This window comes from Bradyrhizobium retamae (assembly GCF_001440415.1).
Classification (GTDB): Bacteria; Pseudomonadota; Alphaproteobacteria; order Rhizobiales; family Xanthobacteraceae; genus Bradyrhizobium; species Bradyrhizobium retamae.
This window is the reverse complement of the sequence record NZ_LLYA01000101.1, coordinates 35,326-61,491: the sequence shown is the minus strand read 5'-3', so window position 1 is coordinate 61,491 and position 26,166 is coordinate 35,326. Positions and strand designations below refer to the sequence as shown.

Annotated in this window: 23 protein-coding genes and 3 pseudogenes; 17 read left to right on the top strand and 9 right to left on the bottom strand. The window is 62.4% G+C overall.

Features of this window, described 5'->3' with window-relative positions; translation table 11 throughout:
* Window positions 1–137 precede the first annotated feature (137 nt).
* Window positions 138–1,724 carry a tetratricopeptide repeat protein gene (locus CQ13_RS11900; protein ID WP_057843080.1) on the top strand — a complete coding sequence of 529 codons (1,587 nt, stop codon included), beginning with the start codon at window positions 138–140 and terminating at the stop codon, window positions 1,722–1,724.
* A gap of 11 nt (window positions 1,725–1,735) precedes the next feature.
* Window positions 1,736–2,296 (top strand): hypothetical protein, encoded by a 561-nt coding sequence (locus tag CQ13_RS11895; RefSeq protein ID WP_057843079.1) that lies wholly within the window; start codon window positions 1,736–1,738, stop codon window positions 2,294–2,296.
* Window positions 2,297–2,323: 27 nt separating this feature from the next.
* On the opposite strand, the gene CQ13_RS11890 is transcribed toward CQ13_RS11895, so the two are convergent.
* The 5 genes from CQ13_RS11890 to CQ13_RS11870 form a co-directional block, all read right to left on the bottom strand.
* Window positions 2,324–3,274, bottom strand: coding sequence for an ABC transporter substrate-binding protein (locus tag CQ13_RS11890; protein ID WP_082637434.1), 951 nt, complete (start codon window positions 3,272–3,274; stop codon window positions 2,324–2,326).
* A 134-nt stretch (window positions 3,275–3,408) separates the two neighbouring features.
* A complete protein-coding gene (locus CQ13_RS11885; protein WP_057843078.1) occupies window positions 3,409–5,175 on the bottom strand; it encodes a cache domain-containing protein in 1,767 nt (588 codons plus the stop codon).
* 392 nt (window positions 5,176–5,567) lie between these two features.
* Window positions 5,568–6,743 (bottom strand): MFS transporter, encoded by a 1,176-nt coding sequence (locus CQ13_RS11880; protein ID WP_057843136.1) that lies wholly within the window; start codon window positions 6,741–6,743, stop codon window positions 5,568–5,570.
* 14 nt (window positions 6,744–6,757) lie between these two features.
* A complete protein-coding gene (gene kdsA / locus CQ13_RS11875) occupies window positions 6,758–7,609 on the bottom strand; it encodes a 3-deoxy-8-phosphooctulonate synthase (protein ID WP_057843077.1) in 852 nt (283 codons plus the stop codon).
* Between the two features lie 182 nt (window positions 7,610–7,791).
* Window positions 7,792–8,118 (bottom strand): NIPSNAP family protein, encoded by a 327-nt coding sequence (locus tag CQ13_RS11870; RefSeq protein ID WP_057843076.1) that lies wholly within the window; start codon window positions 8,116–8,118, stop codon window positions 7,792–7,794.
* Between the two features lie 200 nt (window positions 8,119–8,318).
* Between CQ13_RS11870 and CQ13_RS11865 the strand changes: the two genes are divergently transcribed.
* From CQ13_RS11865 to CQ13_RS11855, 3 genes and pseudogenes are all read left to right on the top strand, one after another.
* Window positions 8,319–8,993 carry a response regulator transcription factor gene (locus CQ13_RS11865; protein ID WP_057843075.1) on the top strand — a complete coding sequence of 225 codons (675 nt, stop codon included), beginning with the start codon at window positions 8,319–8,321 and terminating at the stop codon, window positions 8,991–8,993.
* A pseudogene (locus CQ13_RS11860) lies at window positions 8,990–10,368 on the top strand (sensor histidine kinase). Before CQ13_RS11865 ends, CQ13_RS11860 begins: the two are co-directional and overlap by 4 nt.
* A 104-nt stretch (window positions 10,369–10,472) precedes the next feature.
* A pseudogene (locus tag CQ13_RS11855) lies at window positions 10,473–10,986 on the top strand (class I SAM-dependent methyltransferase).
* 3 nt (window positions 10,987–10,989) lie between these two features.
* Here CQ13_RS11855 and pyrG read toward each other — a convergent pair.
* Complete coding sequence (pyrG, locus tag CQ13_RS11850; protein WP_057843074.1) at window positions 10,990–12,621, bottom strand: CTP synthase; 1,632 nt, start codon at window positions 12,619–12,621, stop codon at window positions 10,990–10,992.
* Between the two features lie 167 nt (window positions 12,622–12,788).
* Window positions 12,789–13,166: a preprotein translocase subunit SecG gene (gene secG, locus CQ13_RS11845; RefSeq protein WP_057843073.1), complete on the bottom strand. Its 378-nt coding sequence runs from the start codon at window positions 13,164–13,166 to the stop codon at window positions 12,789–12,791.
* A gap of 226 nt (window positions 13,167–13,392) precedes the next feature.
* Here secG and CQ13_RS11840 point away from each other — a divergent pair, with 226 nt between their 5' ends.
* Genes CQ13_RS11840 through CQ13_RS11830 form a run of 3 tightly spaced genes read left to right on the top strand, consistent with a single transcriptional unit; the run spans window position 13,393 to window position 14,873 of the window.
* Window positions 13,393–13,959: a helix-turn-helix domain-containing protein gene (locus CQ13_RS11840; protein WP_057843072.1), complete on the top strand. Its 567-nt coding sequence runs from the start codon at window positions 13,393–13,395 to the stop codon at window positions 13,957–13,959.
* A 5-nt stretch (window positions 13,960–13,964) separates the two neighbouring features.
* Window positions 13,965–14,318 carry a hypothetical protein gene (locus CQ13_RS11835; RefSeq protein ID WP_057843071.1) on the top strand — a complete coding sequence of 118 codons (354 nt, stop codon included), beginning with the start codon at window positions 13,965–13,967 and terminating at the stop codon, window positions 14,316–14,318.
* Between the two features lie 21 nt (window positions 14,319–14,339).
* Window positions 14,340–14,873: a GNAT family N-acetyltransferase gene (locus CQ13_RS11830; protein WP_057843070.1), complete on the top strand. Its 534-nt coding sequence runs from the start codon at window positions 14,340–14,342 to the stop codon at window positions 14,871–14,873.
* Window positions 14,874–14,933: 60 nt separating this feature from the next.
* Here the strand turns inward: CQ13_RS11830 and tpiA are convergent, their stop codons facing one another.
* Complete coding sequence (tpiA, locus tag CQ13_RS11825) at window positions 14,934–15,686, bottom strand: triose-phosphate isomerase (protein ID WP_057843069.1); 753 nt, start codon at window positions 15,684–15,686, stop codon at window positions 14,934–14,936.
* Window positions 15,687–15,938: 252 nt separating this feature from the next.
* Here tpiA and CQ13_RS11820 point away from each other — a divergent pair, with 252 nt between their 5' ends.
* The 4 genes from CQ13_RS11820 to moaC all read left to right on the top strand — a co-directional run bounded on the left by CQ13_RS11820 (window position 15,939) and on the right by moaC (window position 20,357).
* A complete protein-coding gene (locus CQ13_RS11820; RefSeq protein ID WP_057843068.1) occupies window positions 15,939–17,840 on the top strand; it encodes a peptidylprolyl isomerase in 1,902 nt (633 codons plus the stop codon).
* A gap of 156 nt (window positions 17,841–17,996) precedes the next feature.
* Window positions 17,997–19,010 carry an anthranilate phosphoribosyltransferase gene (gene trpD / locus CQ13_RS11815; protein WP_057843067.1) on the top strand — a complete coding sequence of 338 codons (1,014 nt, stop codon included), beginning with the start codon at window positions 17,997–17,999 and terminating at the stop codon, window positions 19,008–19,010.
* Window positions 19,011–19,028: 18 nt separating this feature from the next.
* On the top strand, window positions 19,029–19,850 hold the full coding sequence (trpC, locus tag CQ13_RS11810; protein WP_057843066.1) for an indole-3-glycerol phosphate synthase TrpC: 822 nt from the start codon (window positions 19,029–19,031) through the stop codon (window positions 19,848–19,850).
* 3 nt (window positions 19,851–19,853) lie between these two features.
* Window positions 19,854–20,357: a cyclic pyranopterin monophosphate synthase MoaC gene (gene moaC, locus CQ13_RS11805; RefSeq protein ID WP_057843065.1), complete on the top strand. Its 504-nt coding sequence runs from the start codon at window positions 19,854–19,856 to the stop codon at window positions 20,355–20,357.
* 25 nt (window positions 20,358–20,382) lie between these two features.
* Here the strand turns inward: moaC and CQ13_RS11800 are convergent, their stop codons facing one another.
* Window positions 20,383–20,991, bottom strand: coding sequence for a CGNR zinc finger domain-containing protein (locus CQ13_RS11800; protein ID WP_057843064.1), 609 nt, complete (start codon window positions 20,989–20,991; stop codon window positions 20,383–20,385).
* Window positions 20,992–21,115: 124 nt separating this feature from the next.
* On the opposite strand from CQ13_RS11800, the gene CQ13_RS11795 reads away from it, so the two are divergent.
* From CQ13_RS11795 to CQ13_RS11780, 5 genes and pseudogenes are all read left to right on the top strand, one after another.
* Window positions 21,116–22,540, top strand: coding sequence for an amidase (locus tag CQ13_RS11795; RefSeq protein ID WP_057843063.1), 1,425 nt, complete (start codon window positions 21,116–21,118; stop codon window positions 22,538–22,540).
* Complete coding sequence (locus tag CQ13_RS11790; RefSeq protein WP_245309147.1) at window positions 22,537–23,820, top strand: MFS transporter; 1,284 nt, start codon at window positions 22,537–22,539, stop codon at window positions 23,818–23,820. The genes CQ13_RS11795 and CQ13_RS11790 overlap by 4 nt, the downstream gene beginning before the upstream one ends.
* Window positions 23,821–23,937: 117 nt before the next feature.
* A pseudogene (locus CQ13_RS11785) lies at window positions 23,938–24,471 on the top strand (PDC sensor domain-containing protein); the annotation flags it as partial.
* A gap of 142 nt (window positions 24,472–24,613) precedes the next feature.
* Window positions 24,614–24,838: a class I SAM-dependent methyltransferase gene (locus CQ13_RS44355; RefSeq protein WP_197427313.1), complete on the top strand. Its 225-nt coding sequence runs from the start codon at window positions 24,614–24,616 to the stop codon at window positions 24,836–24,838.
* A 23-nt stretch (window positions 24,839–24,861) separates the two neighbouring features.
* Window positions 24,862–25,389 carry a class I SAM-dependent methyltransferase gene (locus CQ13_RS11780; RefSeq protein WP_245309146.1) on the top strand — a complete coding sequence of 176 codons (528 nt, stop codon included), beginning with the start codon at window positions 24,862–24,864 and terminating at the stop codon, window positions 25,387–25,389.
* The last annotated feature ends 777 nt before the right edge of the window (window positions 25,390–26,166 follow it).

Sequence of the window (26,166 nt, the reverse complement as noted above, 5' to 3'; positions counted from 1 at the left end):
GAACTATCCAAGCTCGGGGACGAAAGGTCAGTTGCACTGCCACGATCCACATATTCATTCAAGCACCAGCGCGAAAGGCGTATAAGGACGCGTATTGCAATCTGTTCTTTTCTAGATGCATCAAAGGGAGGAAGGCCATGCGGAAGTCTCTCCTCGGGGTTACCATCGCAGCTCTTAGCCTATCGACACCCCAGCCGCTGCTTGCGCAAGACGATGTGGATCAGCAGCTCGGTCAAGTACACTTTAAGACCTCTTGTAACGAGGTGGCGCAGCGCCGGTTCGATCGCGCGATGCGCTATCAGCATTCTTACTGGTACAACAACGCCAAAGAAATCTTTGAGGAAGTCATCAAGGCCGACCCCACATGTGCCATGGCATATTGGGGCATCGCGCTCACGCTGATGGACAACCCGCACGTCGCAATCCCGCGGCAGAATCTCGCGCCCGGGCTTGCCGCCATCACGAAGGCCAAGGAAATCGGGGCCAAAACCGAGCGCGAACGCGACTACATCGATGCCCTTATGGTGATGTACGCGGATTATGACAAAACTTCCCACGTCCAGCGCATGCGCGCCTTGCGGGATGCGCTAGCGAAAGTCGCCGCGAAATATCCAGACGACGACGAGGCTCAGATCGCCTACGCCATCACACTCAACACGTCGGCGGACCTGAACGACAAGACTTACGCCCAGCAGGCCAAGGGCGCCGCAATTCTGGAGCCAATGTCCGTACGGCTGCCACAGCATCCGGGCGTAACGCACTACCTGATCCATCTCTATGACTATCCGGCGATCGCACAAAAAGGTCTCGATGCCGCCAACCGTTACGCCAAGATCGCGCCGGCCGCGCCGCACGCCCAGCATATGCCGTCGCATATCTACACCCGCGTCGGCTATTGGAAGGAATCGATCGCTTCCAACACTGCCTCCGTAAAAGCAGCCAAGGCCGAGAAGTCGGTGGGCAATTATCTGCACGCGCAGGATTATATGGTTTACGCCCACCTTCAACTTGCCCAAGATCAGCAGGCGCGCGCCGTCATAAATGACATGGCAAAGGAAACCGACTTCAAGGCCACGGTCGCCGCGGCCGACTACGCACTGGCGGCGTCGCCGGCCCGTTATGCGATCGAGCGCGGTGACTGGGACGCCGCCTCGCAACTGTCTGTCAGGCCGAGCGGCTTGAACTTCGCGATGGCCATCTCGCACTTCGCCCGCGCGCTTGGCGCCGCGCGCTCTGGCAAGCCGGAGGCCGCCAGAGCCGATGTCCAAAAGCTCGCAGAATTGCGTGACAGGATGCGCGACGCCAAGGATAACTACTGGTCGGAGATCGTCGATATTCAGCATCAGGTGGCCGTTGCCTGGGTGCTTCACTCAGAGGGCAAATACGACGACGCTCTCAAGGCCATGAGCGCTGCGGCGGAGGCCGAGGACAAGACCGAAAAGCATGTGATCACGCCAGGTCCGCTAGCGCCGGCGCGCGAGCTTTACGGCTTCATGCTGCTCGATCGCGGCATGGCCAAGGAGGCGCTTGCTGCCTTCGAGGCCACCAAGGCCAAGGAGCCGAAGCGCCTCCAGGGCTACGCAGGCGCCGCCAAGGCAGCCGACAGGCTCGGTGACAAGGTTGTGGCACGGGACAACTATCAGCAACTCGTGGCGCTGACGGCGAATGCCGACACGGAACGGCCAGACGTCGCGGCGGCGAAGAAGTATCTCGCCAGCAACTAGCCGGTGGTGCCATGAGGGCGGTAGGTCGTGTCGCCATTGTAGCAGCGTCGCTGGCAAGTGTGCTGGCGGCTATGCTGGCATGGTCTGGTCTGCCACAGAACGCGGCCGCAACTGCGACCGCGCCGGTGTGGACCGAGATGGCTTGGCCCTTCCCCAGCGATCCCTTTGGGAAGGGAAAGGCCTTCCGCTGTGAGGCGGCCGATTGCGGCGCCGAGGTGAGCCTTTATCTGCGTGCCAAGATAGGCTTTTGCAATTGCACGACCGGGGTAGCCGATGACGACGATGTGGACCGCATGGGAGATCTTGCTCTCGTCGGCGAAGCCTCGCCGCTCGGCATCAGCCGTCCCATCAGAATTGCGTGGATGGACGGCCGCAGCCGCGCTTACACGCTGGACACTCGTAATCCGCTCGGCAAGACGGCGCTATCGGTTGTTTTCAGAGAACGCTGCGACATGATCGCAGCGACTGCTGTAGTCGGCCACAACCGGCCGTCAGCTATCGAGCCGAGCGTGATCGAGTTTCTCAATGGCAGCACTGTGATGCGCTGGGCCGAGACCACGCTTGGCCTCTAATCTGACCTCGCAGCGGGAACAGATCTCTTACTCAATTACCTCATCAGCGGCGCTGACGAATGAAGGCGAGAACTCCCGCCCCAATAACTTTGCCGCCTTCATGTTGATGATGAACTCCACCTTGGTGACAAGCTGTACTGGAAGATCGGAGGGCTTCTCGCCTTTCAGGATCCGCCCGGCATACATGCCCGCGCGTCGATGCGATTGCGCAAAGTCTCCCCCATAGCTCATCAAGCCGCCTGCCATGGGGAAGTCCCGGGACTGAGTAATTGCCGGCACGCGATATTTCATTGCGAGTTCGGCTAGCTGTCTGCTGCGGAATGCAAAATAGGGGTCCGATGTAAAGACGAGCCCGCCCGCTTCCTCGGCCGCGCCAGAGAAAATCGGTTCGAATTCCTTCTCGGTACTTGCATTCACCACCTGCAGAAGGATCCCCAAGGTTTCGGCGGCCGAGCGCAGCTTCTGCAATTGTGAATTGGCGGTTGGGCTCGTAGGATTGGCGACCACCGTCAGTTTTGCCGCGACTGGCAGCATTTCATGCATCAGCTCAAGCCGTTTCGGCGACACGTCGACGCTCAGGCTCGAAACCCCCGTGATATTGCCGCCCGGCCGCGACAGGCTGTCCACGACACCTAACTGAACGGGGTCACCACCCATCTCGAAGACGATTGCATTGTTGGAGACAGCAGCTTTCACAGCGAGTGCCACCTGCGCGCCGCCGGGCGCGACGACAATGTCGACATTGCGCGCAACGAGGTTGGCGGCCAGGGCAGGCAATCGGGTGTACTGCCCTTCGGCCCACTGATAGTCGATGGCGACATTGCGGCCTTCGACAAAGCCAGCTTCACGAAGTCCTTCATGGAAAGCTTTCAGTCGGCTGGCAAACAGCTCGGGAGATTCCGCGCAGAGATAGCCGATGACCGGCATCGTTGCCTTCTGCGCATGTAGCGGGGTTGTCCAAGCGGCGGCGCCCGCCATCAACACAAGCAAATCTCGTCGCCTGACGGATCTGCCGGACGTCATTGCGTTGAACTTGGCGCTCGTCATGCTTTCACCGATTGGCTGTGTTTCGGACGCCGCCCCCAGCATATCCCGTGAAGTTGACCTAGTCCCTAACGGATTACGCCAGACCCCTGCGGCTTGATGTCGGCCACGGTGTCGAAGGAAATTCCGAATACCGGAATAGCTTCGTCAAATCCCTTGATTTGGTGGTCGCCAAGTCGCTCCAGGGGGCGCTTGCCCCTAACGCGTTCGGCGACTTCAGCGTCTATGAGGATTTCCCGGTCTGCCGCCGATGCGCATAGACGTGCCGCCAGGTTCACCACACTGCCGATGGCGGTGTAATCGAACCGGTCCGCGTATCCGATCCGTCCAACGGTCGCTGCCCCGCTGGCAAGACCGATCCCGAAGCCAACCTGGTAGCCTCGGGATCGCCAGCCGGCGATGAGCCCTTGCACGCCCTTCTGCATCTCAACAGCAAGATCGACAGCCCTTAATGCCGGCTCTTCGACGGGAACGGGAGCATTCACAAGAACCATGAGGCCGTCCCCAGAGAAACTGATGAGTGTCGCTGCAAATTGCGTGATGGCTCTGCCGAGGCACGCATAGTACTCCGACAACACGCTCATGACTTGCTCTGGCGCGAGTGCCGCAGAAAATGCGGTGAAGCCTCGCAAGTCGCAGAATATGACGACGACTTCCGCGTGGCGGCCGTCCAATACACTGTCGTCGCCCGCTCGATCGACGAGGTCGGCGACCTGCGGCGCAAGGAATCGCTTCAGCTTCGCTATGCGTTCCTGATGCTGCTGCGCGAGCTCCAGCTCGGCAGCCATCTTGTTGAAGCTGTTTGCCAGACGCTGAAACTCGTCTCCGGTCTCGATGGAAATGCGGTGATCGAAAGAGCCGGCCCCGATTTTCTCGGTCCCTTCCTCCAAAACCCTTATCGGTTCGGTCATCCGGTGCGCCAATGCGTAGGCAAGCAGCGCGGCAAATATCGTACCCGCGGCGAGAAGCGTCGCGGTCCGCCATAAGGCTGCATAGATGGGCGCGTAGGCTTCAGACAGCGGCTGTTCGACTATTACTGTCCAATCAGGGCCCGCAACGGGAGCAGCGACGGCGGCAATCTCACGGCCTTCCGCATCTCGGCTCGTCGCAAAGCCGGCCCCCGCCGGGCCGATTGCGTCGCGTATGTTACGGAACGGCTTGGAGGTCGCTTCTTCCGCCCCACGGAGGACAAGACTGATGTCGGGATGCGCAATGAGCCGACCCGGTTGGTCCAGGACGAAGGCAAAGCCACTCTTTCCCACTTTTATCGCTGAAATCACATCCCAGATCAGCTTGAGATTGACTTCCGCGACAACCGCGCCGACCGATGGGCGGCTGCCAACCACCGCAACCGTCAAATGTGGTTCAGAGCCTCGATGGTAGCTTACATCGCTGAACCAGACTTGTGCCGAGCGGGCGCCAACTACCGCAGGATCAGCGGATCGGTCCGCGCGGCTTTCAATTCGATTGAGCCCGATCCGTGAGACATAGAGACGTTCCAGGCCCTTGTGATCGATGAGCGCCAGACCGACGATGGCAGGAGCTTGTCGAAGCAAGCGCAACGCCTCGGTCCGCCGACGTTCGTCTGGCTCGTCGCTCCAGGGAACCTGGACAAACCAGCCGAGCTGGTTTGTGATGTCGAAGATGAAGTCATGGATTTCGGCGGCTGCCGACGTTGCTTGAACGCCGAGCAATTGATCGAGCCTTTCTCGTTGGTCGCGATAGCCGAACCAGGCTTCGACAACACCGTTCACCGCGAGCGGAATCGCGACGGCCATGAACAGCACGAGCAAATACTTCTGGAAAAGGCCACGAAAACGTTCTCGGACAATCATTCGTCGGTACCCAATACAAGACAAGCTCGACACTGCAGTTGCTTCGGCCGTCTACCGCTGCTTCTTATCATAGACTCCAAAGCAAACAGCCGCTCTCGTTGCGGAGTTTTCGCGTCCGTTTGCTCTTGATAGGGAAATCAGCTCTCTGCTCGGCATCTCTAATGCACGATACCGAAGAAGCTCGGCCGTACCGCTCAATGCCCGCTCAGCACCAGCGTCCTGACCGGCAGCAGCAGCGCCTGAATGCGCGGTAGCATCGCGTGCACGATTCCGGTGGCATCGACGACCATCGCTATCTTGGCACAATACGAGAACTTGGCAAGCGCTGAACACGCTCGCGACGTGCGGGCACTGACCCGGCTCCGCGCCTGTCGCGCGCGCCCCGCGATCGGCTACGTCACCGCCGCATCCGCCGGCCGCGTCTGGCGCAGCAGTTTGGCACAGACAAAGCCTAGCGCGATCATCACGGCCGCCGCGGTGAGCAAGGTCGGGACCTTGCCGGCATGCTGGATGCCGAAGCCATAGGCGATCGGGCCAACGGTCTGCCCCATGAAGAAAAAGAACGCGTGCAACGACAGCGCAGTCGCGCGCGCTTCCGCCGACAATTCGCTGGCAAATACCTGCAGACTGCCGTGGATCATGTAGAAGCCCCAGCCCATGAAGATCAGGCTGAGCAAATGCAGCTTCCATTCCGGACCCATCGCGACCGCGATGAGTTGGACACCGACCAGCGCGCCGCCTCCGATCATCATCCCGTTGACACCGATCTTCGGCAGAAGCCGCGACACTGTCATGGTGTAGAAGAGGCCGCCGACCGCAAAGCCCGCGATGACGACACCCGCGATCGACAGCGAGGTTTGCCCGAGCTCGAACAGAAAGGCGGCAATGAACGGAAACAGACCGAGCACGCAGCAGCCTTCGATAAAGACGGCCGCGTAGCAGATGCGCGCGTTCGGGTTGGTGAAAATCGTGCGATAGCCCTGTTTGAGGGCGGACAGGCTGGTCCGGGGCGGATGTGTCAGTGCCGCGCCGCGGAATCGGATCGCAACCACGATCGAGGCCAGCACGACGATGCCACCGAGCACGGCCAGCACGCCGCGCCAGCCGAGGAAATCGCCGATCAGGCCGGACACCGTAGCGCCCAGAAGATTGCCGGTCATGGCGCCAGCCAGCGTACGCCCGATCGCGACCTGACGCTTCTCGGCACCAACGAGATCGCTGGTCAGCCCCAGCGCGATCGGAAACACGCCGCCCGAACCGATGCCGGCCAGAATTCGGCTCGCAAACAATAGCGGGAACGAGGTCGCCATCGCGCCGAGAATGTTGGCGATGCCGAGCAATGCCAGGCAGACGATCATCAGCCTCGCCTTGCCGAAAATGTCGGCAAAGGCGCCAAGCGCCGGCTGGATGATGGCAAACGTGAAGGCGAAGGCGGCGGCAAAACTCGCGGCTGTGGCGATGCTGACCGAAAAATCCTCGGCCACATGCGGCAACACCGGATCGAGCGCGCGAGCAGACAGGGCTGCCGAAAAGGTTGCGAGCGCAATGATGTTGAGCGCCGGCGGCATGCCGCTGGCGGCGGTCACGACAGGGCGTTCTTGGCCAGCGCGTCAAAACCCATCAGCGTCTTCACCAAGGCTTCGAACTCGCGTAGCGGAACCATATTGGGTCCATCCGACGGCGCGCGGTCCGGATCAGGATGGGTCTCGATGAACACACCGGCGACGCCGACGGCGACCGCGGCGCGCGCCAGCACCGGAACGAATTCGCGCTGGCCGCCGGACGAGGTGCCCTTCCCGCCCGGTTGCTGCACCGAATGGGTGGCGTCGAAAATGACGGGCGCACCCGTCGTCTGCGCCATGATCGGCAGCGCACGCATGTCGGAGACCAGCGTGTTGTAGCCGAACGACGCGCCGCGCTCGGTGACCAGCACGTTCGGATTGCCGCCGCCGGTGATCTTGGTAACGACGTTGGTCATCTCCCACGGCGCGAGGAACTGGCCTTTTTTGACGTTGACGACCTTGCCGGTCGCCGCCGCTGCAAGCAGCAGATCGGTCTGCCGACACAGGAAGGCCGGGATCTGCAGCACATCGACTGCCTGTGCTGCCTCGGCGCATTGGGCGGTCTCGTGCACGTCGGTCAGCACGGGCAAGCCGAGCGAGGAGCGTATCTCGGCGAAGATCGGCAAGGCCTGCGCCAAGCCAATTCCGCGCGCGGCCGAGCCCGACGTTCGATTGGCCTTGTCGAAGGACGTTTTGTAGACGAGGCCTATGCCGAGCCGGCCTGCGATCTCTTTCAGCGCAGTCGCCACTTCGAGGGCGTGCGCACGGCTTTCGAGCTGGCATGGTCCGGCAATGATCGAAATCGGCAGATCATTGCCGAATCTGACCGGACCGACCGAGACGACCGGAGCTGCTTCGGGTTTCGCGTTCAAAGGGATTTTCCTTTACGACCGGCGCGGACCATGCCGGTCCGCGACACGCGCGCATTCCGCAAAAAGGGTACCGGTTTTGCGACAAGAATACGCGCAATTCAAAAATGCTGAGCATTTTCTTGACAGAAAATGCTCAGGGATCGACCCCGTTTAACCCCTGAGCATCAGGGTTGCGCCGCCAGCTATTTTACCGCGGAGAACGCCGTCGGCACCAGCAACTGGCTGACGATGTTGTCGATGATCTGTCCGTCCTCCTCGCTTCTAGCGCGGCCGGCGATCCAGTCAGGATCGCTCTGGAATGCGGTCCATTTCTTCTCGCGTTCGGCGAGCGACTCCCAGGCGATGAAATAGGTCAGTTCCTGATTGGAGGTGCCGATCAGCGTGGTGTAGAAGCCGGCCTGCTTGATGCCGTGCTTGTCCCACAGCTTCAGCGTCAACGTATCAAAACGCTTCATCAGCGCCGGCAGACGGCCCGGCAGACAGCGATAGACGCGCATTTCCATGATCATCGGTGGTCCTCCCCGGATTATGACGGAGGCGCGTTATAGCGGCTGGCCCGGACGCTGTCTTGGGCCCGATTTGGCGCATCATACGGCGCCATGTGCATGGCTGGGAGCCAATCAGGATTCCCCCGGCCCCTGCCGATCCCGCAATGCTGCCGCAATGTTGCTGGCGCTAGTAGGGCTGGTCCGGGAAACGCGGGTGCAGGATGAGGGTTTTGCTGGTCGAAGACGAAGCGGAAATGGCGGCGGCGCTGTCGTCGGCATTGAAACGTTATGACATGGTGGTCGACCATGCGCCGACGCTAGCCGACGCCGAAGCGGCCATTTCGGCCGATGTACATGGCGCGGTGCTGCTCGACCGCCAATTGCCCGACGGAGACGGGCTGGCGCTAATTCCGAAACTCCGCGCCCGGGCTGATGGCGTGCCCATCATTGTGCTGACTGCACGCGGCGAGCTCGCGGACCGCATCGCCGGCCTGGACAGCGGCGCCGACGACTATCTAGCCAAGCCATTTGCGGTCGAGGAACTTCTCGCGCGGCTGCGCGCCGTGCTGCGTCGACCGGCCGGCATGCAGCTGGACGTCATGCGCGCCGGACGCCTCGCCTTCGATTTCAGCCATCGAGAAGCCAGCGTGGAGGAACATCCGCTTGACCTGCCGCGGCGCGAACTGCTGGTGCTGGAAGCGCTGCTCCGACGCATGGGACGCACCGTGCTGCGCTCGGCGCTCGAGGAGGCCGTCTACAATTTCGATGACGCCGTCCAGTCGAACGCGCTGGATACCCATGTGTCACGGCTCCGCCGCAAGCTTGCCGATAGCAACGCCGGGGTTGAAATTCACGGAATCCGCGGCGTCGGCTATTTGCTGAAGCCGCTGCCGTGACCGAGACAGCTCGCTCGCACTGCCTGCAGACGCGGCTTGTCTGGCGATTGATATCGCTGCAGGCGGGGCTGCTCGCGATCCTCGCAATCCTGGTCATCGGGACGCTGTGGGGCGCAGGCTTACTGTTGGACGCACGGGACGAAGACCGTGTCATCGAGATCGTCCAACAGGCGGTCGCGCAAGATACGTCGGGGGGCCTGCTGCTGCATCCGCGCCCGGAGCTTGCGCAACTGCGCGAGGAGATTCCCGATCTCTGGTTCGTAGTTCGGGACAGCCAGGGGCACTCGCTGTCGGAAGGCGCAGTGCCGCCGGATTTTGTCGGTATGGTCGATGCGCTCAGCCATATCAGCCAGGCGCGGCTCGGCTGGCAGCTCCTAGCTGACGATCTGAGCAAGCCGGCGGCGCGGTTGAAGCGCGTCGATACCGCGGCGGGCACGGTACAAATCCTAACGGCAACGCAGGGCAAACCGTCCGGACGCAAGGCGATGCTGATGAGCTCGCTCAGCTTTCTCGGCATCGTCCTTCCCGGATTGCTCTTAATGGCGGCCGCGACATTCGTCGCGACGCCAATGGTGGTGCGGCGGGCGCTTGCCGGCCTTGGCACGGTTGCCGATCAGGCACGCCGGATCGACATCCATCAGCGTGGTGCGCGGCTTTCGGTGAAACACGTCGCCGACGAGATTGCTCCGCTGGTGAGGGCCGTCAACGAAGCGCTGGCGCGGCTGGATGACGGCTATTCGCGGCAGCAGCGCTTCGTGGCCGATGCCGCGCATGAGCTGCGCACGCCGATCGCGATCCTGAACACGCGCCTCGAATCCTTACCGGCAGGTGCGGAGAAGAACCGCTTGCTCGAGGACACGGCGCGGCTTTCGACACTACTGAGCAATTGCTCGACATCCAGCGGCTCGACCAATGTAGAAGCCCGTTTACTCCGGTCGATGTGGTGGCAGTCGCGCAGGGCGTCGCAGCGAACCTGGCACCGCTCGCTATCGCCGCCGGCTATGAATTGTCGCTTCAAGTCGCGGCCGATCGCATCGAGACGCTTGGCGACCACGGCGCCATCGAGCGGGCGGTGACTAATCTGGTGCAGAACGCGATTCAGCACGGCGGTTGCCGCGGCAGCATCAGCATTCACGTGAGCCGACCAGCGACCATCGAAGTCACCGACGAGGGCCCCGGCATCCCGGCGGAACAGCGCGCGTTGATCTTCTAGCCATTCTATCGCGTGACGCCGCTCGAGCGCGGCGCCAACCTCGAACTGAACATGGTGCGCGAGATCGCGCGTATGCATGGCGGCCACATCTCGGTGTTCGATGGCCCGAATGGCGGCGCATGTTTCCGACTGACGCTTCCGCCTGCTCCGTCAGCGAAATAGCGGCGTCCACGCGTCGCCCTCCGCAATGCTCTCGCAATGCAGGCACGCCAGATTGACCGCGCCTCGTCATCGAATCGAGGCGCGGTCAATTCGTTGGAGTGCCTATGTCACACGACTTCTTTTCGTACTTTCTGGCCTGGATGTCGGCCCCTGGCCGCGTCGGCGCGATCGCACCATCGAGCCCCGCCCTTGCCGAGCTGATCACGAGCGAAACAACGGCAGGAAGTGGCCCAATCATCGAGCTCGGTCCCGGGACCGGCGCCTTCACCTATCAGCTATTAAAGCGTGGCGTTCGCGCCGGTCGGCGCGGTCATCAGCGGCCTTCCACTGCTGAACATGTCGATGCGCAAGGTGGTCTCGATCCTCAACGGCGCCTTCAGCTACATCCGCCCGGGTGGCGCATTCTACCAGTTCACCTATGGCATGACCTGCCCGGTGTCGCCGCGGGTGCTTGACCGGCTGGGATTGAAGGCGAAGCTCATCGATCGCGCGATCCTGAACGTGCCGCCGGCAGCGGTTTACCGGCTGACGCGGCGGCCGCAGAGCAAGTTTTTCGCCGGGAACGTCGCGCTGCCACAGGCAGAGCCGCGCCGGCTGCAGATGGATCAGCCGACGTAAACGTCAGACCAGCCGCGACTGCACCACCGCCGCCTGAATGAAAGACGCGAACAGCGGGTGCGGCTCAAACGGCCGTGACTTCAGCTCGGGGTGGAATTGCACGCCGATGAACCAGGGATGGTCCTCGTATTCGACGATCTCCGGCAACACGCCGTCGGGCGAAAGGCCTGAGAAGCGCAGGCCGTGCTGTTCGAGGCGGTCCTTGTAGGCCGTGTTGACCTCGTAGCGGTGGCGGTGGCGCTCGGAAATCTCGGTGGCGCCGCCATAGACGGCCGAGACGCGGCTGCCGCGCTTCAGCGTCGCTGGGTAAGCGCCAAGCCGCATGGTGCCGCCGAGATCGCCCGACTGCGAGCGCTTCTCCAGCTCGTTGCCACGCAGCCATTCCGTCATCAAGCCGACCAGCGGCTCCTTGGTCGGGCCGAACTCGGTGGAGTTGGCTTCCTCGATGCCGACGAGATTGCGGGCGGCTTCGATCACCGCCATCTGCATGCCGAAGCAGATGCCGAAATACGGAACGTCGCGAACACGGGCGAACTGCGCCGCGCGGATCTTGCCCTCTGCACCGCGCTGGCCGAAGCCGCCAGGCACCAGAATGCCGTTGACGTGTTCGAGGAAAGGCGCGGGATCTTCGTTCTCGAACACCTCGCTCTCGATCCAGTCGAGATTGACCTTCACCTTGTTGGCGATGCCGCCATGGGAGAGCGCCTCGATCAGCGATTTGTAGGCGTCCTTCATGCCGGTGTACTTGCCGACAACGGCAATCGTCACGGCGCCTTCCGGGTTACGCACGCGCTCGTTGATGACGTTCCAGCTTTGCAGCGCCGGCGGAATTTTTGGCGTGATGCCGAAGGCGGCCAGCACCTCGTCGTCGAGACCTGCGGCGTGATAGGCCTCAGGGACGGCATAGATGTTGTCCACATCCCTCGCCTCGATGACGGCGCTTTCGCGCACGTTACAGAACAGGCCGAGCTTGCGCCGCTCTTCCTTCGGGATTTCGCGGTCGGTACGGCACAACAGGATATCGGGCTGAATGCCGATCGAGCGCAGCTCCTTCACGGAGTGCTGCGTCGGTTTTGTCTTCAGCTCACCGGCGCTCGGAATGTAGGGCAGCAACGTCAAATGAATGTAGACGGCGTGATCGCGCGGCAGCTCGTTCTTGAGCTGACGGATCGCCTCGAAGAACGGCAAGCCCTCGATGTCGCCGACGGTGCCGCCGATCTCGACCAGCACGAAGTCGTACTCATCATTGCCGGAGAGAACGAATTCCTTGATTGCGTTGGTGACGTGCGGGACGACTTGAATCGTCGCGCCGAGATAATCGCCACGGCGTTCCTTGGTGATGATGTCCTGGTAGATGCGCCCGGTGGTGATGTTGTCGGCCTTGGTGGCCGGACGCCCGGTGAAGCGCTCGTAATGGCCGAGATCGAGATCGGTCTCGGCGCCGTCATCGGTCACGAACACTTCGCCGTGCTGATACGGCGACATCGTTCCTGGATCGAGGTTGAGATAGGGGTCGAGTTTGCGGAGACGGACCTTGTACCCGCGAGCCTGCAGCAGGGCACCGAGTGCCGCCGAAGCCAGACCCTTTCCGAGCGAAGAAACCACGCCGCCGGTGATGAATATGTACCGCGCCATGGGATTCTACCTTTAAGGCCACCGCCCCGATTCTCCAAAACGAATCGCATGCGCGGGCAAACATTTTGCCGAGCTGTGGGTGACGTGAATTTCAAAGCGATTTCAGAGCATTAATGGGAAGTTCTGATGCAGGACGGTAGAGGGCCGCCCTGCATAGCCAACCTGCTTTATTGCGAACGCGGCGCCTGTGGACCCGACTGGCCCTGCTGCTCATCCACCTTCTTAAGCGTATCGAGCACGCCGCCGGAGGTCGGCGGAGCGACCGGCGTCGCGCCACCCGGCTGGGACTGCGTCGCCGGTGTGCCGAGGATCGACGCGGGCTTGCGATCAACGCCCGCGAGCCAGGCCAGCGTCATGCTGGTCACGAAGAAAAGGCCCGCCAGGACTGCCGTGGTGCGCGTCAGCAGGTTGGCGGTGCCGCGGCTCGACATGAAGCCAGCGCCGCCGCCCATGCCGAGCCCGCCGCCTTCGGATTTCTGCAGCAGCACGGCGCCGATCAGCACGGCGACGATCATGAGGTGAACAACGATAATGACGGTATGCATCTCAAAACCTTCCGTCACAAGCGAAGAGCACCGGGCTTCGGCTGCACCAAGAGCTTGCGGGTTTTCCTGAAGTTGCGCGGTGTTACACGATCGGACAGGGCATTGTCACCCCCAACCGCCGCCGTGGAGATAATTGCCGCAGGCGCCACGGCAAGGCTGCTCACGCCTCCCGCCCGAGGTCGCATCCGGGACTTGAGATCAGGAAGATTTCTCCTATAATGGACAAATGGATACTTTAGTAGACGACCTCAGCGCCCGGCTCGCCCACCGCCTGCGGCTCGAACGCGACAGCCGCGGCTGGTCGCTGGCAGATCTCGCCGAACGCTCCGGCGTATCAAAAGCCACCATCAGCAAGATCGAGCGCGCAGAGGTCAGCCCGACCGCGGTGGTGCTGGTTCGGCTCGCCAGCGCCTTCGACCTCACCCTTGCCGGCCTGATGCTGCGCGCCGAAGGCCAAGGCGGGCGTCTTTCGCGCGCCGCCGAGCAGCCGGTGTGGCGCGATCCCGAGACCGGCTATTTGCGCCGGCAGGTGTTCAACCGGCCCGATCACCCCATCGAAGTCATCAAGGTCGAGATGCCGGCGAAGCAGCGCGTGACCCTGCCCGCTTCATCCTACGCCCACATTCGCCAGGTCCTCTGGGTGTTGTCGGGCGCGCTCGTGCTGATCGATGGCAGCGAACGCCATGAACTCGGCGCCGGCGACTGCCTTGGATTCGGCCCGCCGGCGGAAGTGACGTTCGCTAACGAGACTACCGCGCCCTGCACCTATGTCGTGGCGCTTGCCCGGAGCTGACGCCGATGCTGGAGATCGCCTGCAAAAACGCCGCGAGCCAGCCTGAAAGTACCGACGACCCGATTTCGGTCGGCCACAATGGCGGGCCGCCGCTCGAGGAGGAGCACCGGCCGGAATGGGGTGATGCTGGCATCGGCAATTACTTCTACTGGAAGGCGGCGCATCGCGCGGCCTGGCACAATCCCTCGCCCGGCATTGTCGCGTTCCGCATCCGGAAAGCCGAGCGGCTGGGCATCACTTACGAAGAATACACGCTGGAGATTCTCGAACGTGGCCGCCACCTGCAGATCGAGGATGTCGAACGGATTGCAGAGATCAAGCGGGCGCGCTCGCGGCGCGCCGTCAATCCTCGAAGCTGAACCTTGCGGAAATTCATCCCGATGTCGGAAATCCTGATCAAAGCCTTGAACCCCTCGCCCGAAATTTGCGCGATGCTCGGTGATTTGCTGATCGAAACCGTGGCGAACGGCGGCTCTGTCAGTTTCATGCATCCGCTGTCACAGAAGGCGGCCGAGGCGTTCTGGTCCAACTCGCTTAGCGCTGCAGGCCGCGGCGAGCGGATCATCCTTGGCGCCTTTGACGGGGACAGGCTGATCGGGACGGTCACGCTGTTGCTCGACCTTCCGCCGAACCAGCCGCATCGCGCCGAGATCGCAAAGATGATGACGCGTGTCAGTTGCCGCCACCGCGGCGTCGCCACGGCGCTGCTGCGCGAGGCCGAGCGGTTGGCCATCGCGCGCGGGCGCTGGTTGTTGGTGCTCGACACCGCCGAGGACGAAGGCGCGGCCGGACTATATGAACGGATGGGATTCGAGCTAACCGGGGTTATTCCGGACTACGCGTTCAAGCCCCATGGCGGGCTGACGGGCACGCTGATCTACTGGAAGCGGTTGCAGGAAGGCGTGCCCGCCTGAGACTTTTGAATGGACGCGTTTTCTTGACGCGAACCGGTCCCCACTTCGCTTAAAAAAGCTCTAACACGCCTCCGCAATCGCCAGGAAATCCGTTGCCTTCAGGCTGGCGCCGCCGACTAGTGCGCCATTGACATCGGCAACCGCCATCAGTTCGGCCGCGTTCGAGGGCTTGACCGATCCGCCATAGAGAATCCGGATCTTGCTGCCTTCCACCTTAAATCGGCTGACGAGAACATCGCGGATAAAGCGATGAACTTGTTCGACATCTTTTGGTGTCGGCGTCAGACCGGTGCCGATCGCCCAGACCGGCTCATAGGCCACCACCAGATTGGCTGATGTCGCGCCGTCCGGCAACGAAACGGCGAGTTGCCCGCCGCAGACATCCAGCGTCTGGCCGGCATCGCGTTGCTTCTGGGTCTCGCCGATGCAGACGATGGCCACCAGCCCGGCCCGCCAAGCCGCTTCCGCCTTCTGCCGAACCAACGCGTCGGTCTCGCCATGATCGGCACGCCGCTCCGAATGCCCGACGATGATGGCGCTGGCGCCGGCATCCGCCAGCATCTCCGCCGAGAGATCGCCGGTATGGGCGCCCGATGCCTTGGCATGGCAATCCTGGGCCCCGACGGCGAGTTTTGAACCGAGCGCCCTATCGGCAAAGCCGCCGATCAGGGTGGCTGGAGGGCAGACCAGCAGGTCGGCCTTGCCGGCCAACGCACCCGCCCCCGCGATCATTGCCTCGAATTCACCTAAGGCGGATTTCAGGCCGTTCATTTTCCAGTTGCCGGCGATCAGCGGCCGGATGGCATCGGTCATGTCGATTGTCCCGCAAATGTCAGCGTTCTAGATGCGCTAGCAGAGCCACGCCGCCAGTTCCAGATACCCGTCGGGCGATCCAGGGGCCATTAGCCGCTTCAAATAGCCCGCACGGGCGAGGTTGCGAGGGGGGCGCGGCCACTTTATGATGCGTTTTCAACTCGGTGACGCCTTGTTGTGGAATTCGGTCCCGGATCGAATTCCCTTGGGCACGACCCGGTTCCCCCTCTCCTTTAAAAACAAGTTGGACCCATGCTTCGAGGAATTCGGAAAGCCTCATCAAACTGGCTCGGCAAGATTGTCATGGCCGTCGTGATGGGCGTTTTGATTGTCAGTTTCGCAGTTTGGGGTATTGCCGACATCTTCAAGGGATTTGGCCAGTCGTCGCTCGCCACGATTGGCAAGACCGAGATTTCGACGGAGCAGTTCCGCCAGATCTACACGGAAAAGCTGCAGCAGCTTAGCCGCAGTTTCGGCCGTCCGCTGACCCCTGAACAGGCCCGCGCCTTCGGGCTCGATCGCCAGGTGTTGCAACAGACCATCGCCGAAGCCGCGCTGGATGAGCAAGCCCGGCGCATGGGGCTTGCCCAGTCGCAGGACGAAGCGATGCGGCAGATCTACAGCGATCCGAATTTTGCGGGATTGGGCGGCAAATTCGATCCGGCTCGCTTCCAGGCCACGATCCGGCAGTTCGGCTATACCGAGCAGCGCTATCTCGCCGAACGGCGGCGGGTCGGGCTGCGGCGTCAGATCGTCGGCGCCGTCTCGGCCGGGGCTGAGCCGCCGAAGGTCCTGATCGAGGCGCTCGCCCGCTTCCAGAACGAGCAGCGCTCGATGGAATTCGTCAAGCTCGACGCGGCGCAGGCCGGCACGATCGATCCGCCGTCGCCCGAGGCGCTGGCCGCCTACTTCGAGGATCACAAAACCCAGTTCCGCGCGCCCGAGTATCGCAAACTGTCCTTTGTCGTGATCAGCCCCGAAGAGATCGGCAAGTGGACCGAGGTCTCCGACGAGGATGCGAAGAAGGTCTTCGAGCAGCGCCGCGACCAACTCGGGACGCCAGAAAAGCGCGAAGTATCGCAGATGTTTTTCCCGAACGAAGGCGAAGCCCAGGCCGCGCGCAGCCGCATCACGTCGGGAACATCGTTCGACGACGTCGCCAAGGAGCGCAACCTCAATCTGGCCGACGTCGATCTCGGCATGATCGCGAAGAACGCGATCATCGATCCGGCGATTGCGGATGCCGCGTTCTCGCTGCAGTCAGGCGAAGTCAGCCAGCCGGTGCAGGGCCGGTTCGGCGTGGCGCTGGTCAAGGTCGGCAAGATCGAGCCGGGTGTGACGCCGACCTATGAAAGCGTCGCAGCGCAGGTGAAAAAGGAAATCGCGACCGAACGCGCGCGCGCCAAGGTCAACGAAATCCAGAACAAGATGGAAGATGAGCGCAGCGGCGGCGCCAATGTGGTCGAGGCTTCGCAGAAGCTCGGCCTTACCCCCGTCACGATCGAGGCTGTCGATCGCTCCGGCCGCACGCCCGACGGACAGCCGGTGGCGAATATTCCGCGCGGCCTCGACGTGGTTTCGCAGGCCTTCAACAGCGATATCGGCGTCGACAACGAACCGATCCAGTTTGCCGGCGGCTATGTCTGGTACGACGTGCTCGGCATTACGCCCTCGCGCGAGCGCTCGCTCGACGAGGTGCGCAGCCAGGTCGAGGCAAAATGGCGCGAAGACCAGATTTCGAGCAAGTTGCGCACGAAGGCAACCGAGATGGTGCAGAAGGTCGAGCAAGGCGGCACGCTCGCCGCCGAAGCGGCCGCAGTCGGAGCGAAGGTCGAGACCGCGACCGGTTTCCGCCGCGACGCCTCGCTTTCAGGCGTGCCCTCCGCCGCCATCACGGCCGCATTCCGGACGCCCAAGGACGGCGTCACGCAGACGCCGGGCACCGGTGGCAGCGAGTGGATCGTGTTGCGCGTCACCGACGTGACGGTGCCGCCGATCGACATGGCCTCCGATGAGCTGAAGAAGTTGAAGGAGACGTTGCAGCGCGCCCTGACCGACGAACAGGTCGCGCAATACGTGACCAAGATCGAATCCGAGATCGGCACCTCCATCAACGCGGCCGCCTTCGCGCAGGTGACGGGCGCGAACAATTGAGCATAATAACTCACCTCATCCTGAGGAACGGCCACTTGGCCGCGTCTCGAAGGATGAGAGCCGGGCCTCATGGTTCTCCGAGCGATGCGAAGTATCGTCCGGAGACGGCGCAAGAACGCCGCCTCACCATGAGGTCTCGATTTTGAAAGCCAAACGATGGACGACCTCAAATCTATCATCGGAAAAGTAGCCACCGGCGCGACGCTGTCGCGTGACGAGGCAGCCTCCGCCTTCGATGCCATGATGTCCGGCGAGGCCACGCCCTCGCAAATGGGCGGGCTGTTGATGGCGCTCAGGGTTCGCGGCGAGACCGTCGACGAGATCACCGGCGCGGTGGCGGCGATGCGCGGCAAGATGCTGCGGGTCAAGGCGCCTGCGGACGCGGTCGACGTCGTCGGCACCGGCGGCGACGGCTCCGGTTCGGTCAATGTCTCGACCTGCGCGGCCTTCATCGTCGCAGGTGCCGGTGTGCCCGTCGCCAAGCATGGCAACCGCGCGCTGTCGTCGCGTTCGGGGGCTGCCGACGTGCTGGCCTCCCTCGGCGTCAAGATCGACCTCACGCCCGACCAGGTCGGCCGCTGTGTGCAGGAGGCCGGCATCGGCTTCATGTTCGCGCCCGCGCATCACCCCGCGATGAAGAATGTCGGCCCGACCCGCGTCGAGCTCGCCACCCGCACGATCTTCAATCTGCTAGGGCCGCTCTCCAATCCGGCCGGCGTCAAGCGCCAGATGGTCGGCGTGTTCTCCAGGCACTGGGTGCAGCCACTGGCGCAGGTCCTGAAAAATCTCGGCTCTGAATCCGTCTGGGTTGTCCACGGTTCCGACGGGCTCGATGAAATCACCCTCACGGGTGCGAGCTTTGTCGCCAGCCTCGACAACGGCAAGATCACCACCTTCGAGGTAACTCCGGAGGACGCGGGCCTCACCTGCTGCAACGTCGACGCGCTCAAGGGCGGCGATGCGGACGCCAATGCGCTGGCGCTGCAAGGCGTGCTCAACGGCAAGCCCAGCCCCTATCGCGACGTCGCGCTGTTGAACGCCGCGGCGGCGCTGATCGTGGCCGGCCGTGCCAGGGACCTGAGGGAAGGCGTCGCGATCGGCGCGAAATCGCTCGACAGCGGTGCAGCGGCGGCACGGCTGAAGCACCTGGTCGCGGTCTCACGCGGCTGATCTTAGGAGGCGCCAGAAATGTCCGATATCCTGAGCAAGATCGAGACTTACAAGCGCGAAGAGATCGCTGCGGCCAAGCGGGCGCACCCGCTTGCCGAGGTCGAGGCCCGCGCCAAGGCGGCCCAGCCACCACGCGGCTTCGTCCGCACCATTCGGGAAAAACTCGCCCGTGGCGACTACGCGCTGATCGCCGAGGTGAAGAAGGCCTCGCCGTCGAAGGGGCTGATCCGCGCTGATTTCGATCCGCCGGCGCTGGCCAAAGCTTACGAGGCCGGCGGCGCGGCGTGCCTATCGGTACTGACGGACGCGCCCTCGTTCCAGGGCCATCTCGATTTCATGGTGGCGGCGCGCGCGGCAACCAATCTGCCGGTGCTGCGCAAGGACTTCCTGTTCGACACCTATCAGGTGGTGGAAGCCCGCGCCCATGGCGCGGATTGCATCCTGATCATCATGGCTGCGCTCGACGATGCCGCCGCGAGGGATATCGAGGACGCGGCGATTGCGCTCGGCATCGACGTGCTGATCGAAATCCACGACCGCACCGAGCTCGACCGCGCGCTAAAACTTCGTTCGCCGATGATCGGCGTGAACAACCGTAACTTACGGACCTTCGAGACCACGCTTGCGACCAGCGAGACGCTGGCGCCGCTGATCCCGCGTGACCGCCTGATGGTCGGCGAAAGCGGTATCTTTACGCCTGACGATCTCGCCCGCCTCGAGCGCGTCGGCATGTCGACCTTCCTGGTCGGCGAAAGCCTGATGCGGCAGGCCGATGTGACCGCGGCAACCCGCGCATTGCTGACGCGTTCCGATACGGCCCGCGCGACCGGGACCGGCTAGCAGATGGCGCGGAAGACTTCCAAAGGCGGCGCCGCCCTCACCCATATCGATGCCGCCGGCGAAGCGCGGATGGTCGACGTCTCCGCGAAGGCAGCGACCGAGCGCACCGCCATCGCCGAGGGGCGTGTCGTCATGGCCAAGGCGACGCTCGATCTGATCGTCTCCGGCAATGCCAAGAAGGGCGACGTGCTGGGCACGGCCCGCATCGCCGGCATCATGGCGGCAAAGCGCACATCGGAATTGATCCCGCTGTGCCATCCGCTGGCGCTGTCCAAGGTGACGCTCGACATCACGCCTGACAAAAAACTTCCGGGCTGCATCGTCCGCGCTACCGTCAAGGTCACCGGCCCGACGGGCGTCGAGATGGAAGCGCTGACGGCGGTGTCGGTCGCGTGCCTGACGATCTACGACATGATCAAAGCGGTCGAGCGCGGCGTTCGCATCGAAGGCATCCATCTCGTCGAGAAGAGCGGCGGCAAGTCCGGCCATTATCGCGCGGAGCGGTGAGCCCGGCGACGTCCCTCAATTGTCACTACGTGTTACCATTGCGGTACGTGTTGCGCTGGCGCTCGCGATAATTTCTCGTCTTCATGCGGTTCCCGCACAATGACGACATGCACCATCGCCGCGTGGCGGGCTTCGACCGGTCGAAGAACACGCGGCGGCATTCGTCGGAAGCGCACATTTTCAGCCGATCAAGCGTTCCATCTCTGGAGCCTTCGTAGAGCTCCGCAACGACCGATGAGAGCCCCGCCAGCGCATCGTCACGCGCTGCCTTAAGCACCATGCCGCCATCATCCTTTGCCGTCGCGAGCAGCGGAAACAGTTTGAGCACTTTGTTAAGCGAGCGGACCGAGTCCCTGTTCTTGCTTCGCTCAGAAGGATCACGCTGCAGATAGTCGCGTATCAAGCTCCTGAGCTCAAGCGCAGTTGCGAGCATCGCTGGCGAAACCCTCGCGTCGACGAGCAACAGCCCACGTTGCCGCATCCACACTGCGAATTCCTTCGCACTTGCCAGTTCATCACTTTGCGGATGCTGCACGCCATGATGCGTGAAATGCCGTAGGTCGAGCGTATTGGCGAAATCGTAGAGATTGGCCAACTCGTCGGGAACCTTGAACTGTCTGGACAATTTCGACATTGCAACACCAGTAAAGCATATTTACCGGTTGACATCAAGAGACACCGGTATAACGTCTATATTAGTGTTAGCGACAATTGATCCTTTGCCGAAAAATTCCAGCCGCATCGCTGACGGAGACAGAATGGACATTGGCACCGACGATCTGCACTACCTTGAACTCACAGAGCTTGCGGCATGCATAAGGGCCCGCAAGATTTCTCCGCTGGAAGCAACACGCGCGCAACTCGATCGCATCGCCGCTCTGGATGGCGAACTCCGCAGTTACGTCCGTGTGACGGCCGATGCTGCGATGGCGCAAGCCGAAGCGGCGCACGCCGAAATCGCAGCAGGCCGGTATCGTGGGCCGCTGCATGGTGTTCCGATTGCGGTGAAGGATCTGTTTTGGACAAGGAATGTTCCGACCGCTGCCGGCACCGTTGTCCACGGCGATTTCCTGCCCGATGAAGACGCAACCGTGGTGCACCGCCTGAATGAAGCCGGCGCAGTCGTGCTGGGGAAGCTGCAGCTCACGGAAGGCGCCTATTCCGATCACCATCCATCTGTAACGCCGCCGAAGAATCCGTGGAATCCGGAGTATTGGCCGGGCATTTCATCAAGTGGCTCGGCGGCCGCAACTGCAGCGGGGCTCTGCTATAGCTCGCTCGCGTCCGATACCGGCGGTTCGATCCGCTGGCCATGTGCCGCCAATGGTCTTACCGGCTTGAAGCCAAGTTGGGGACGCGTCAGCCGCCACGGCGTGTTTGAACTGGCAGCGACATTGGACCATGTCGGGGTCATTGCGCGGAGCGCGATGGATGCCGGCGCCATGCTTGGCGTCATCGCCGGGCGCGATCATGCCGATCCGACAGCCGTCCTCGACCCCGTGCCCAACTATCTGGCTGCGGCGGAACAGGACGTAAGAGGCCTGCGGATTGGCTTCGACGCGAAATGGAGCAGCGACGGCGTAGACGTTGCGACCCAACAGGTGCTGGGCGAAGCAATCAAGGCGTTACGTGCGCATGGCGCTGACATCGTCGATGTGCGGTTTCCCGACGCGAAGCAGGCCGTCGCCGACTGGGTGCCGAATTGCGCGGTGGAGGCCGCGGTCGCGCACGATGCAACTTATCCCGCGCGCAAGGATGAATATGGTCCGATCCTCGCCACCGTTATCGAGGCAGGCCGCGCCTTGTCCGCTTCCGACTACCAGAGGATCCTGCTGCGGCGGCTGGAATTGCGCGGCCGGATCGCATCGCTGTTCGAGACAATCGATCTGCTGCTCATTCCGGTTCACCCATTCCCACCCTTGACGCTCGCCATGATACGGACGCTAGGCGAGCAGCCGGAGCTGATTGCCAGATTGCAGGAATACACCTGCCCGTTCAACATGACCGGTCATCCCACGATCACGCTGCCCGGCGGTTTTTCCGCAACCGGAATGCCGATCGCGTTTCAGCTTGTGGCCGCCAATCTCGACGAAGTCACGCTGGTACGTGCTGGCGCAGCTTTCCAGAGGATCACATCCTGGCATCGCCGCCATCCGTCGCCGAGCGCATGGAGGCAGCATTGAGTGTCCAATCAGCGATACCCAATTCCCGTATCTTCTACGGCTGGTTCGTGGTGGCTGCCGCGTTTGCCGTGACCTTCGTCGGCTTCGGCTGCGCCTATACGTTCAGCGCGTTTCTGGACTCGTTGCAGCGCGATTTCGACGCATCGCGCGGTTCGGTGTCGCTGGTGTTTTCGCTGGCCGGCTTTCTCTATTTCGGCCTCGGCATCGTCAGCGGCCCTCTCGCCGACCGCTATGGCTCGCGCCGCCTCGCGCTGGCGGGCATGCTGCTGATCGGCCTCGGGCTTGCCGCGGCAAGTGCCGCGCGCAACCTGGTCGAGGTGTACGCAGCCTACGGCCTTGGCGTCGGACTCGGCGTCGGCTGCGCCTATGTCCCGGCGGTCGGCGCGGTGCAGCGCTGGTTCGTGCGGCGGCGGGGCTTTGCCTCTGGTCTCGCCGTGAGCGGGATTGGGGTTGGTACGCTGGTGATGCCGCCACTGGCAACGTTCCTGATCGAGATGCTGGGATGGCGCGGCGCCTATCTTGCGCTCGGCGCGTTCGCTACGGTTATCGGCGGAGGAATGGCGCTCCTTCTCGAGAACGATCCGCGCGGCCGGGGCCTCAATCCCGATGGCGATCCGCTCCAGCAGGGAGCCATGTTGACACGGGCCGAAGGTGCTTCGGTGCGCGAGGCGATCCGGTCGCGACGCTTCATCTCGCTATACGCCGCCTGCCTGATCTGCTCGTTCGGCCTGTTCGTGCCGTTCGTGCATCTCGTTCCCTATGCCGGGGACCACGGCGTCCCGGCCACATCCGCAGTGCTGCTGCTCGGCATCATCGGCATCGGCAGCACGGCTGGCCGGTTTTTCCTCGGCGGTCTCGCCGACCGGATCGGCCGCCAGTCCGCCCTGCTCCTGCTCTTCGCGGGCATGGCGATCGCGTTGGCGATCTGGACGATCTCAACGACATTCTGGCCGCTTGCCATTTTTGCATTCGTCTACGGTATGATTTACGGCGCCTGGGTCGCCGTGCTTCCGGCCGTGGTGATGGATTATTTCGGCGGCCGCAACGTCAGCGGCATTATCGGCATTCTCTACACGAGCGTCGCCTTCGGTACCCTGATCGGTCCCAGCGCTGCCGGCTTCGCGTTCGATCTCACCCACGACTATACGCTGCCGATCCTAGCCGGCGTTGCCGCCAACATCATTGCAGCGATCATCGTCGTCACGACCCGAATGCCTGGGGATGGCCGGAACCGGACCCTCCCCTGTGGTTGTCACAGCCCACACTCGCCACCGAGCTAACCATTCATTAACCAGACTTCCTAACGTCAACTCCATCTCGGCGCGGTATCGAATCTACGATCGGGTTTGGGAGAACGCCGCTTCCGGCAGTTCATGTCCCGGCCGCGATCGCGTTCCATGGTTTCAACCGGCACCAGATCATTGAGGATCGCGTTCGCCTTTCGCGGCGGCCCGATCCGCTGGTTGGTCCTGGGCGGCACGCTTTTGATCGCCACCATCGCGATCGGCGCGACCATCATGGCCGGCAATTTCCGCGAGCGCGCGCTGCGCAACAGCGAACGCGAGCTGGAAAACACCGTGCTGCTGCTCGCCCGCCATTCCGACCAGCAGTTCGACGATTTTCAGGTCGTTCAGAAGGACCTGATCGCGTTCATGCGTTGCAACGGAATCGCCACGCTCGAAAACTACAAGCGCCGGATGTCCAGCCATGACATCCACCTGATGCTCAAATCCAAGATCGACGCGTTGTCTTATGTCGGCGGCGTCAACGTCTTCGACGCCGACGGCAACCTGATCAACGCATCGGTCACCTGGCCGCCGCCAACCGTTAACTCCGCGGACCGCGCTTTCTTCAGAACATTCAGGTCCGGTCCGCAATCGCCGGAGATGCTGGTCGAGCCGGTCTGCAGCCGCATCACCGGCGCCTGGACCACCGTATGACCCGAGGCCGACATTGGGCGGTACCAAGGGAGCGCGAAACCCTGCTCATCGGCCGCCACCGTTCTACGACCCGAACTGGATCGCTGTGTGGTACAATAAATCTGCACAGGCGATAGATTTTAGAGCGCTGCGAATGGTCGACGACACATTGAAATCCGAACTTCGCAAAACGTGGGAAGCGGCAGCACCTGGCTGGGCGAAGTGGGAGCATGCGTTTTCTGCGGGTCTATTTGATGCAACTGAGGTGTTGATCGACATGGCCGGCATCAAGCCTGGGATGCGTGTGCTGGATCTAGCCTGCGGCGCTGGCAGCCAGACCATCCAGGTAGCGAAGCGCATAGGCCAGACGGCAAAGTAGTAGCCAGTGACATATCAACCACCATGCATGAACATGTGCGCCGAAGCGCCGCCGCTGCGGGGCTGCACAACATTGAGACGCTTGAGTGCGCGGCAAACGATCTGGGTGCGACGCAGCCTCCGTACGATGCGGCGATCTGCCGACTAGGTCTGATGCTCTTCCCATCGCCACGCAGTGCATTAGAGGCAGTCCAGTGCGTGTTGATGCCCGGTGCGCGTTTCGCGGCACTGGTCTTTACGACGCCCGCTGACAACGCCTTCATGGCACAACCGATGGCGATCCTTCTGCGCCACTCTGGCAAATCGCCGCCTCAGCCGGGACAACCCGGAATATTCGCACTGGGCGGCGATGACGGAATTCTGGAACAGCTGATGAAGGAGAGTGGCCTTGCAGATGTCAAGACAACGAAGGTGAGAGCGCTGCTTAGCCTGCAGGGGGCGGCTGATGCCCTTGAGATGATGCAGCAGGCCTTCGGGCATACCGCGCGGTCGTGGCCGATCTCAGTGATGCGGAAAGATCCGGAGCCTGGTGCGACGTTCATGAATGTCTGAAGCAGTTTGAAACCGGCGAAGGCTTCACAACGAGCTTCAAGTTTCTAATTGGGTCGGGTGCCAAGCCAATATAGATCTGACCGACCAAGATGGTTACGTCCGGCTGCGCTGCTGTCAACGTCCGTTTTCTACGCTCCAGTAAGTCCGCTTCTGGCACCTTTGAGCCATGCCCGCCTATCCTGAGAATGTCCGTTCACCGGGGTAGACCGGAAGTCACCGTGGTCCGGCCAAACCGACACCAAAGCGGGCATTACCCTCCGGCACCCCGGCCATTCGCACCTCATAGGTGCGCTCGCGCCAGGGAAGCTGGTTCGGATTGTCACTCATCAATGCGCCAGCGAAATTGTTGTGCTGACGGCCCCTGCAACACTGCTCAAAACAGAAAAAAGCTCCCGATCAGCAGGCCCGCAGAAAAGGACCAAAGCCCCAAGGTGCAAGCTGACACGAGGCGCACGAGGTTGCGAACCTGCACCTCGAACTCCGCTTCTGTTGTCTCATGGAACTGAGCTGTCATTGGCGTGGCCCTGCCCAGTTAGGCGCGGCCGGATGTACGCACAAATCATGGTGAAGGTGGGGCAAATGGTGCTCACGCTTGAGGGCTCCCAAGCGGACATGCGGCTCAGTCCTCCGATGTCTGCTGTCGAGGGCCATATCGATCTGTCCGAAATCGACCATGGACCCTCGTAGCGGTGCCGAAAGGGCAGCAGCAGAGAGTCTAAAAATCAACTTTCGCGAGATTTTAGGATCGTTGGATTTTCGACTTTTGCAACAATAGCT

What these genes read in the sequence shown, in the direction of transcription:
- CQ13_RS11900 (WP_057843080.1), top strand. Translation starts at nt 138, where the DNA reads ATGCGGAAGTCTCTCCTCGGGGTTACCATCGCAGCTCTTAGCCTATCG.
- CQ13_RS11895 (WP_057843079.1), top strand. Translation starts at nt 1,736, where the DNA reads ATGAGGGCGGTAGGTCGTGTCGCCATTGTAGCAGCGTCGCTGGCAAGT.
- CQ13_RS11890 (WP_082637434.1), bottom strand. Translation starts at nt 3,274, where the DNA reads ATGGCGGGCGCCGCCGCTTGGACAACCCCGCTACATGCGCAGAAGGCA.
- CQ13_RS11885 (WP_057843078.1), bottom strand. Translation starts at nt 5,175, where the DNA reads ATGATTGTCCGAGAACGTTTTCGTGGCCTTTTCCAGAAGTATTTGCTC.
- CQ13_RS11880 (WP_057843136.1), bottom strand. Translation starts at nt 6,743, where the DNA reads ATGCCGCCGGCGCTCAACATCATTGCGCTCGCAACCTTTTCGGCAGCC.
- CQ13_RS11870 (WP_057843076.1), bottom strand. Translation starts at nt 8,118, where the DNA reads ATGATCATGGAAATGCGCGTCTATCGCTGTCTGCCGGGCCGTCTGCCG.
- CQ13_RS11865 (WP_057843075.1), top strand. Translation starts at nt 8,319, where the DNA reads ATGAGGGTTTTGCTGGTCGAAGACGAAGCGGAAATGGCGGCGGCGCTG.
- pyrG (WP_057843074.1), bottom strand. Translation starts at nt 12,621, where the DNA reads ATGGCGCGGTACATATTCATCACCGGCGGCGTGGTTTCTTCGCTCGGA.
- secG (WP_057843073.1), bottom strand. Translation starts at nt 13,166, where the DNA reads ATGCATACCGTCATTATCGTTGTTCACCTCATGATCGTCGCCGTGCTG.
- CQ13_RS11840 (WP_057843072.1), top strand. Translation starts at nt 13,393, where the DNA reads ATGGATACTTTAGTAGACGACCTCAGCGCCCGGCTCGCCCACCGCCTG.
- CQ13_RS11835 (WP_057843071.1), top strand. Translation starts at nt 13,965, where the DNA reads ATGCTGGAGATCGCCTGCAAAAACGCCGCGAGCCAGCCTGAAAGTACC.
- CQ13_RS11830 (WP_057843070.1), top strand. Translation starts at nt 14,340, where the DNA reads ATGTCGGAAATCCTGATCAAAGCCTTGAACCCCTCGCCCGAAATTTGC.
- tpiA (WP_057843069.1), bottom strand. Translation starts at nt 15,686, where the DNA reads ATGACCGATGCCATCCGGCCGCTGATCGCCGGCAACTGGAAAATGAAC.
- CQ13_RS11820 (WP_057843068.1), top strand. Translation starts at nt 15,939, where the DNA reads ATGCTTCGAGGAATTCGGAAAGCCTCATCAAACTGGCTCGGCAAGATT.
- trpD (WP_057843067.1), top strand. Translation starts at nt 17,997, where the DNA reads ATGGACGACCTCAAATCTATCATCGGAAAAGTAGCCACCGGCGCGACG.
- trpC (WP_057843066.1), top strand. Translation starts at nt 19,029, where the DNA reads ATGTCCGATATCCTGAGCAAGATCGAGACTTACAAGCGCGAAGAGATC.
- moaC (WP_057843065.1), top strand. Translation starts at nt 19,854, where the DNA reads ATGGCGCGGAAGACTTCCAAAGGCGGCGCCGCCCTCACCCATATCGAT.
- CQ13_RS11800 (WP_057843064.1), bottom strand. Translation starts at nt 20,991, where the DNA reads ATGTCGAAATTGTCCAGACAGTTCAAGGTTCCCGACGAGTTGGCCAAT.
- CQ13_RS11795 (WP_057843063.1), top strand. Translation starts at nt 21,116, where the DNA reads ATGGACATTGGCACCGACGATCTGCACTACCTTGAACTCACAGAGCTT.
- CQ13_RS44355 (WP_197427313.1), top strand. Translation starts at nt 24,614, where the DNA reads ATGGTCGACGACACATTGAAATCCGAACTTCGCAAAACGTGGGAAGCG.
- CQ13_RS11780 (WP_245309146.1), top strand. Translation starts at nt 24,862, where the DNA reads ATGCATGAACATGTGCGCCGAAGCGCCGCCGCTGCGGGGCTGCACAAC.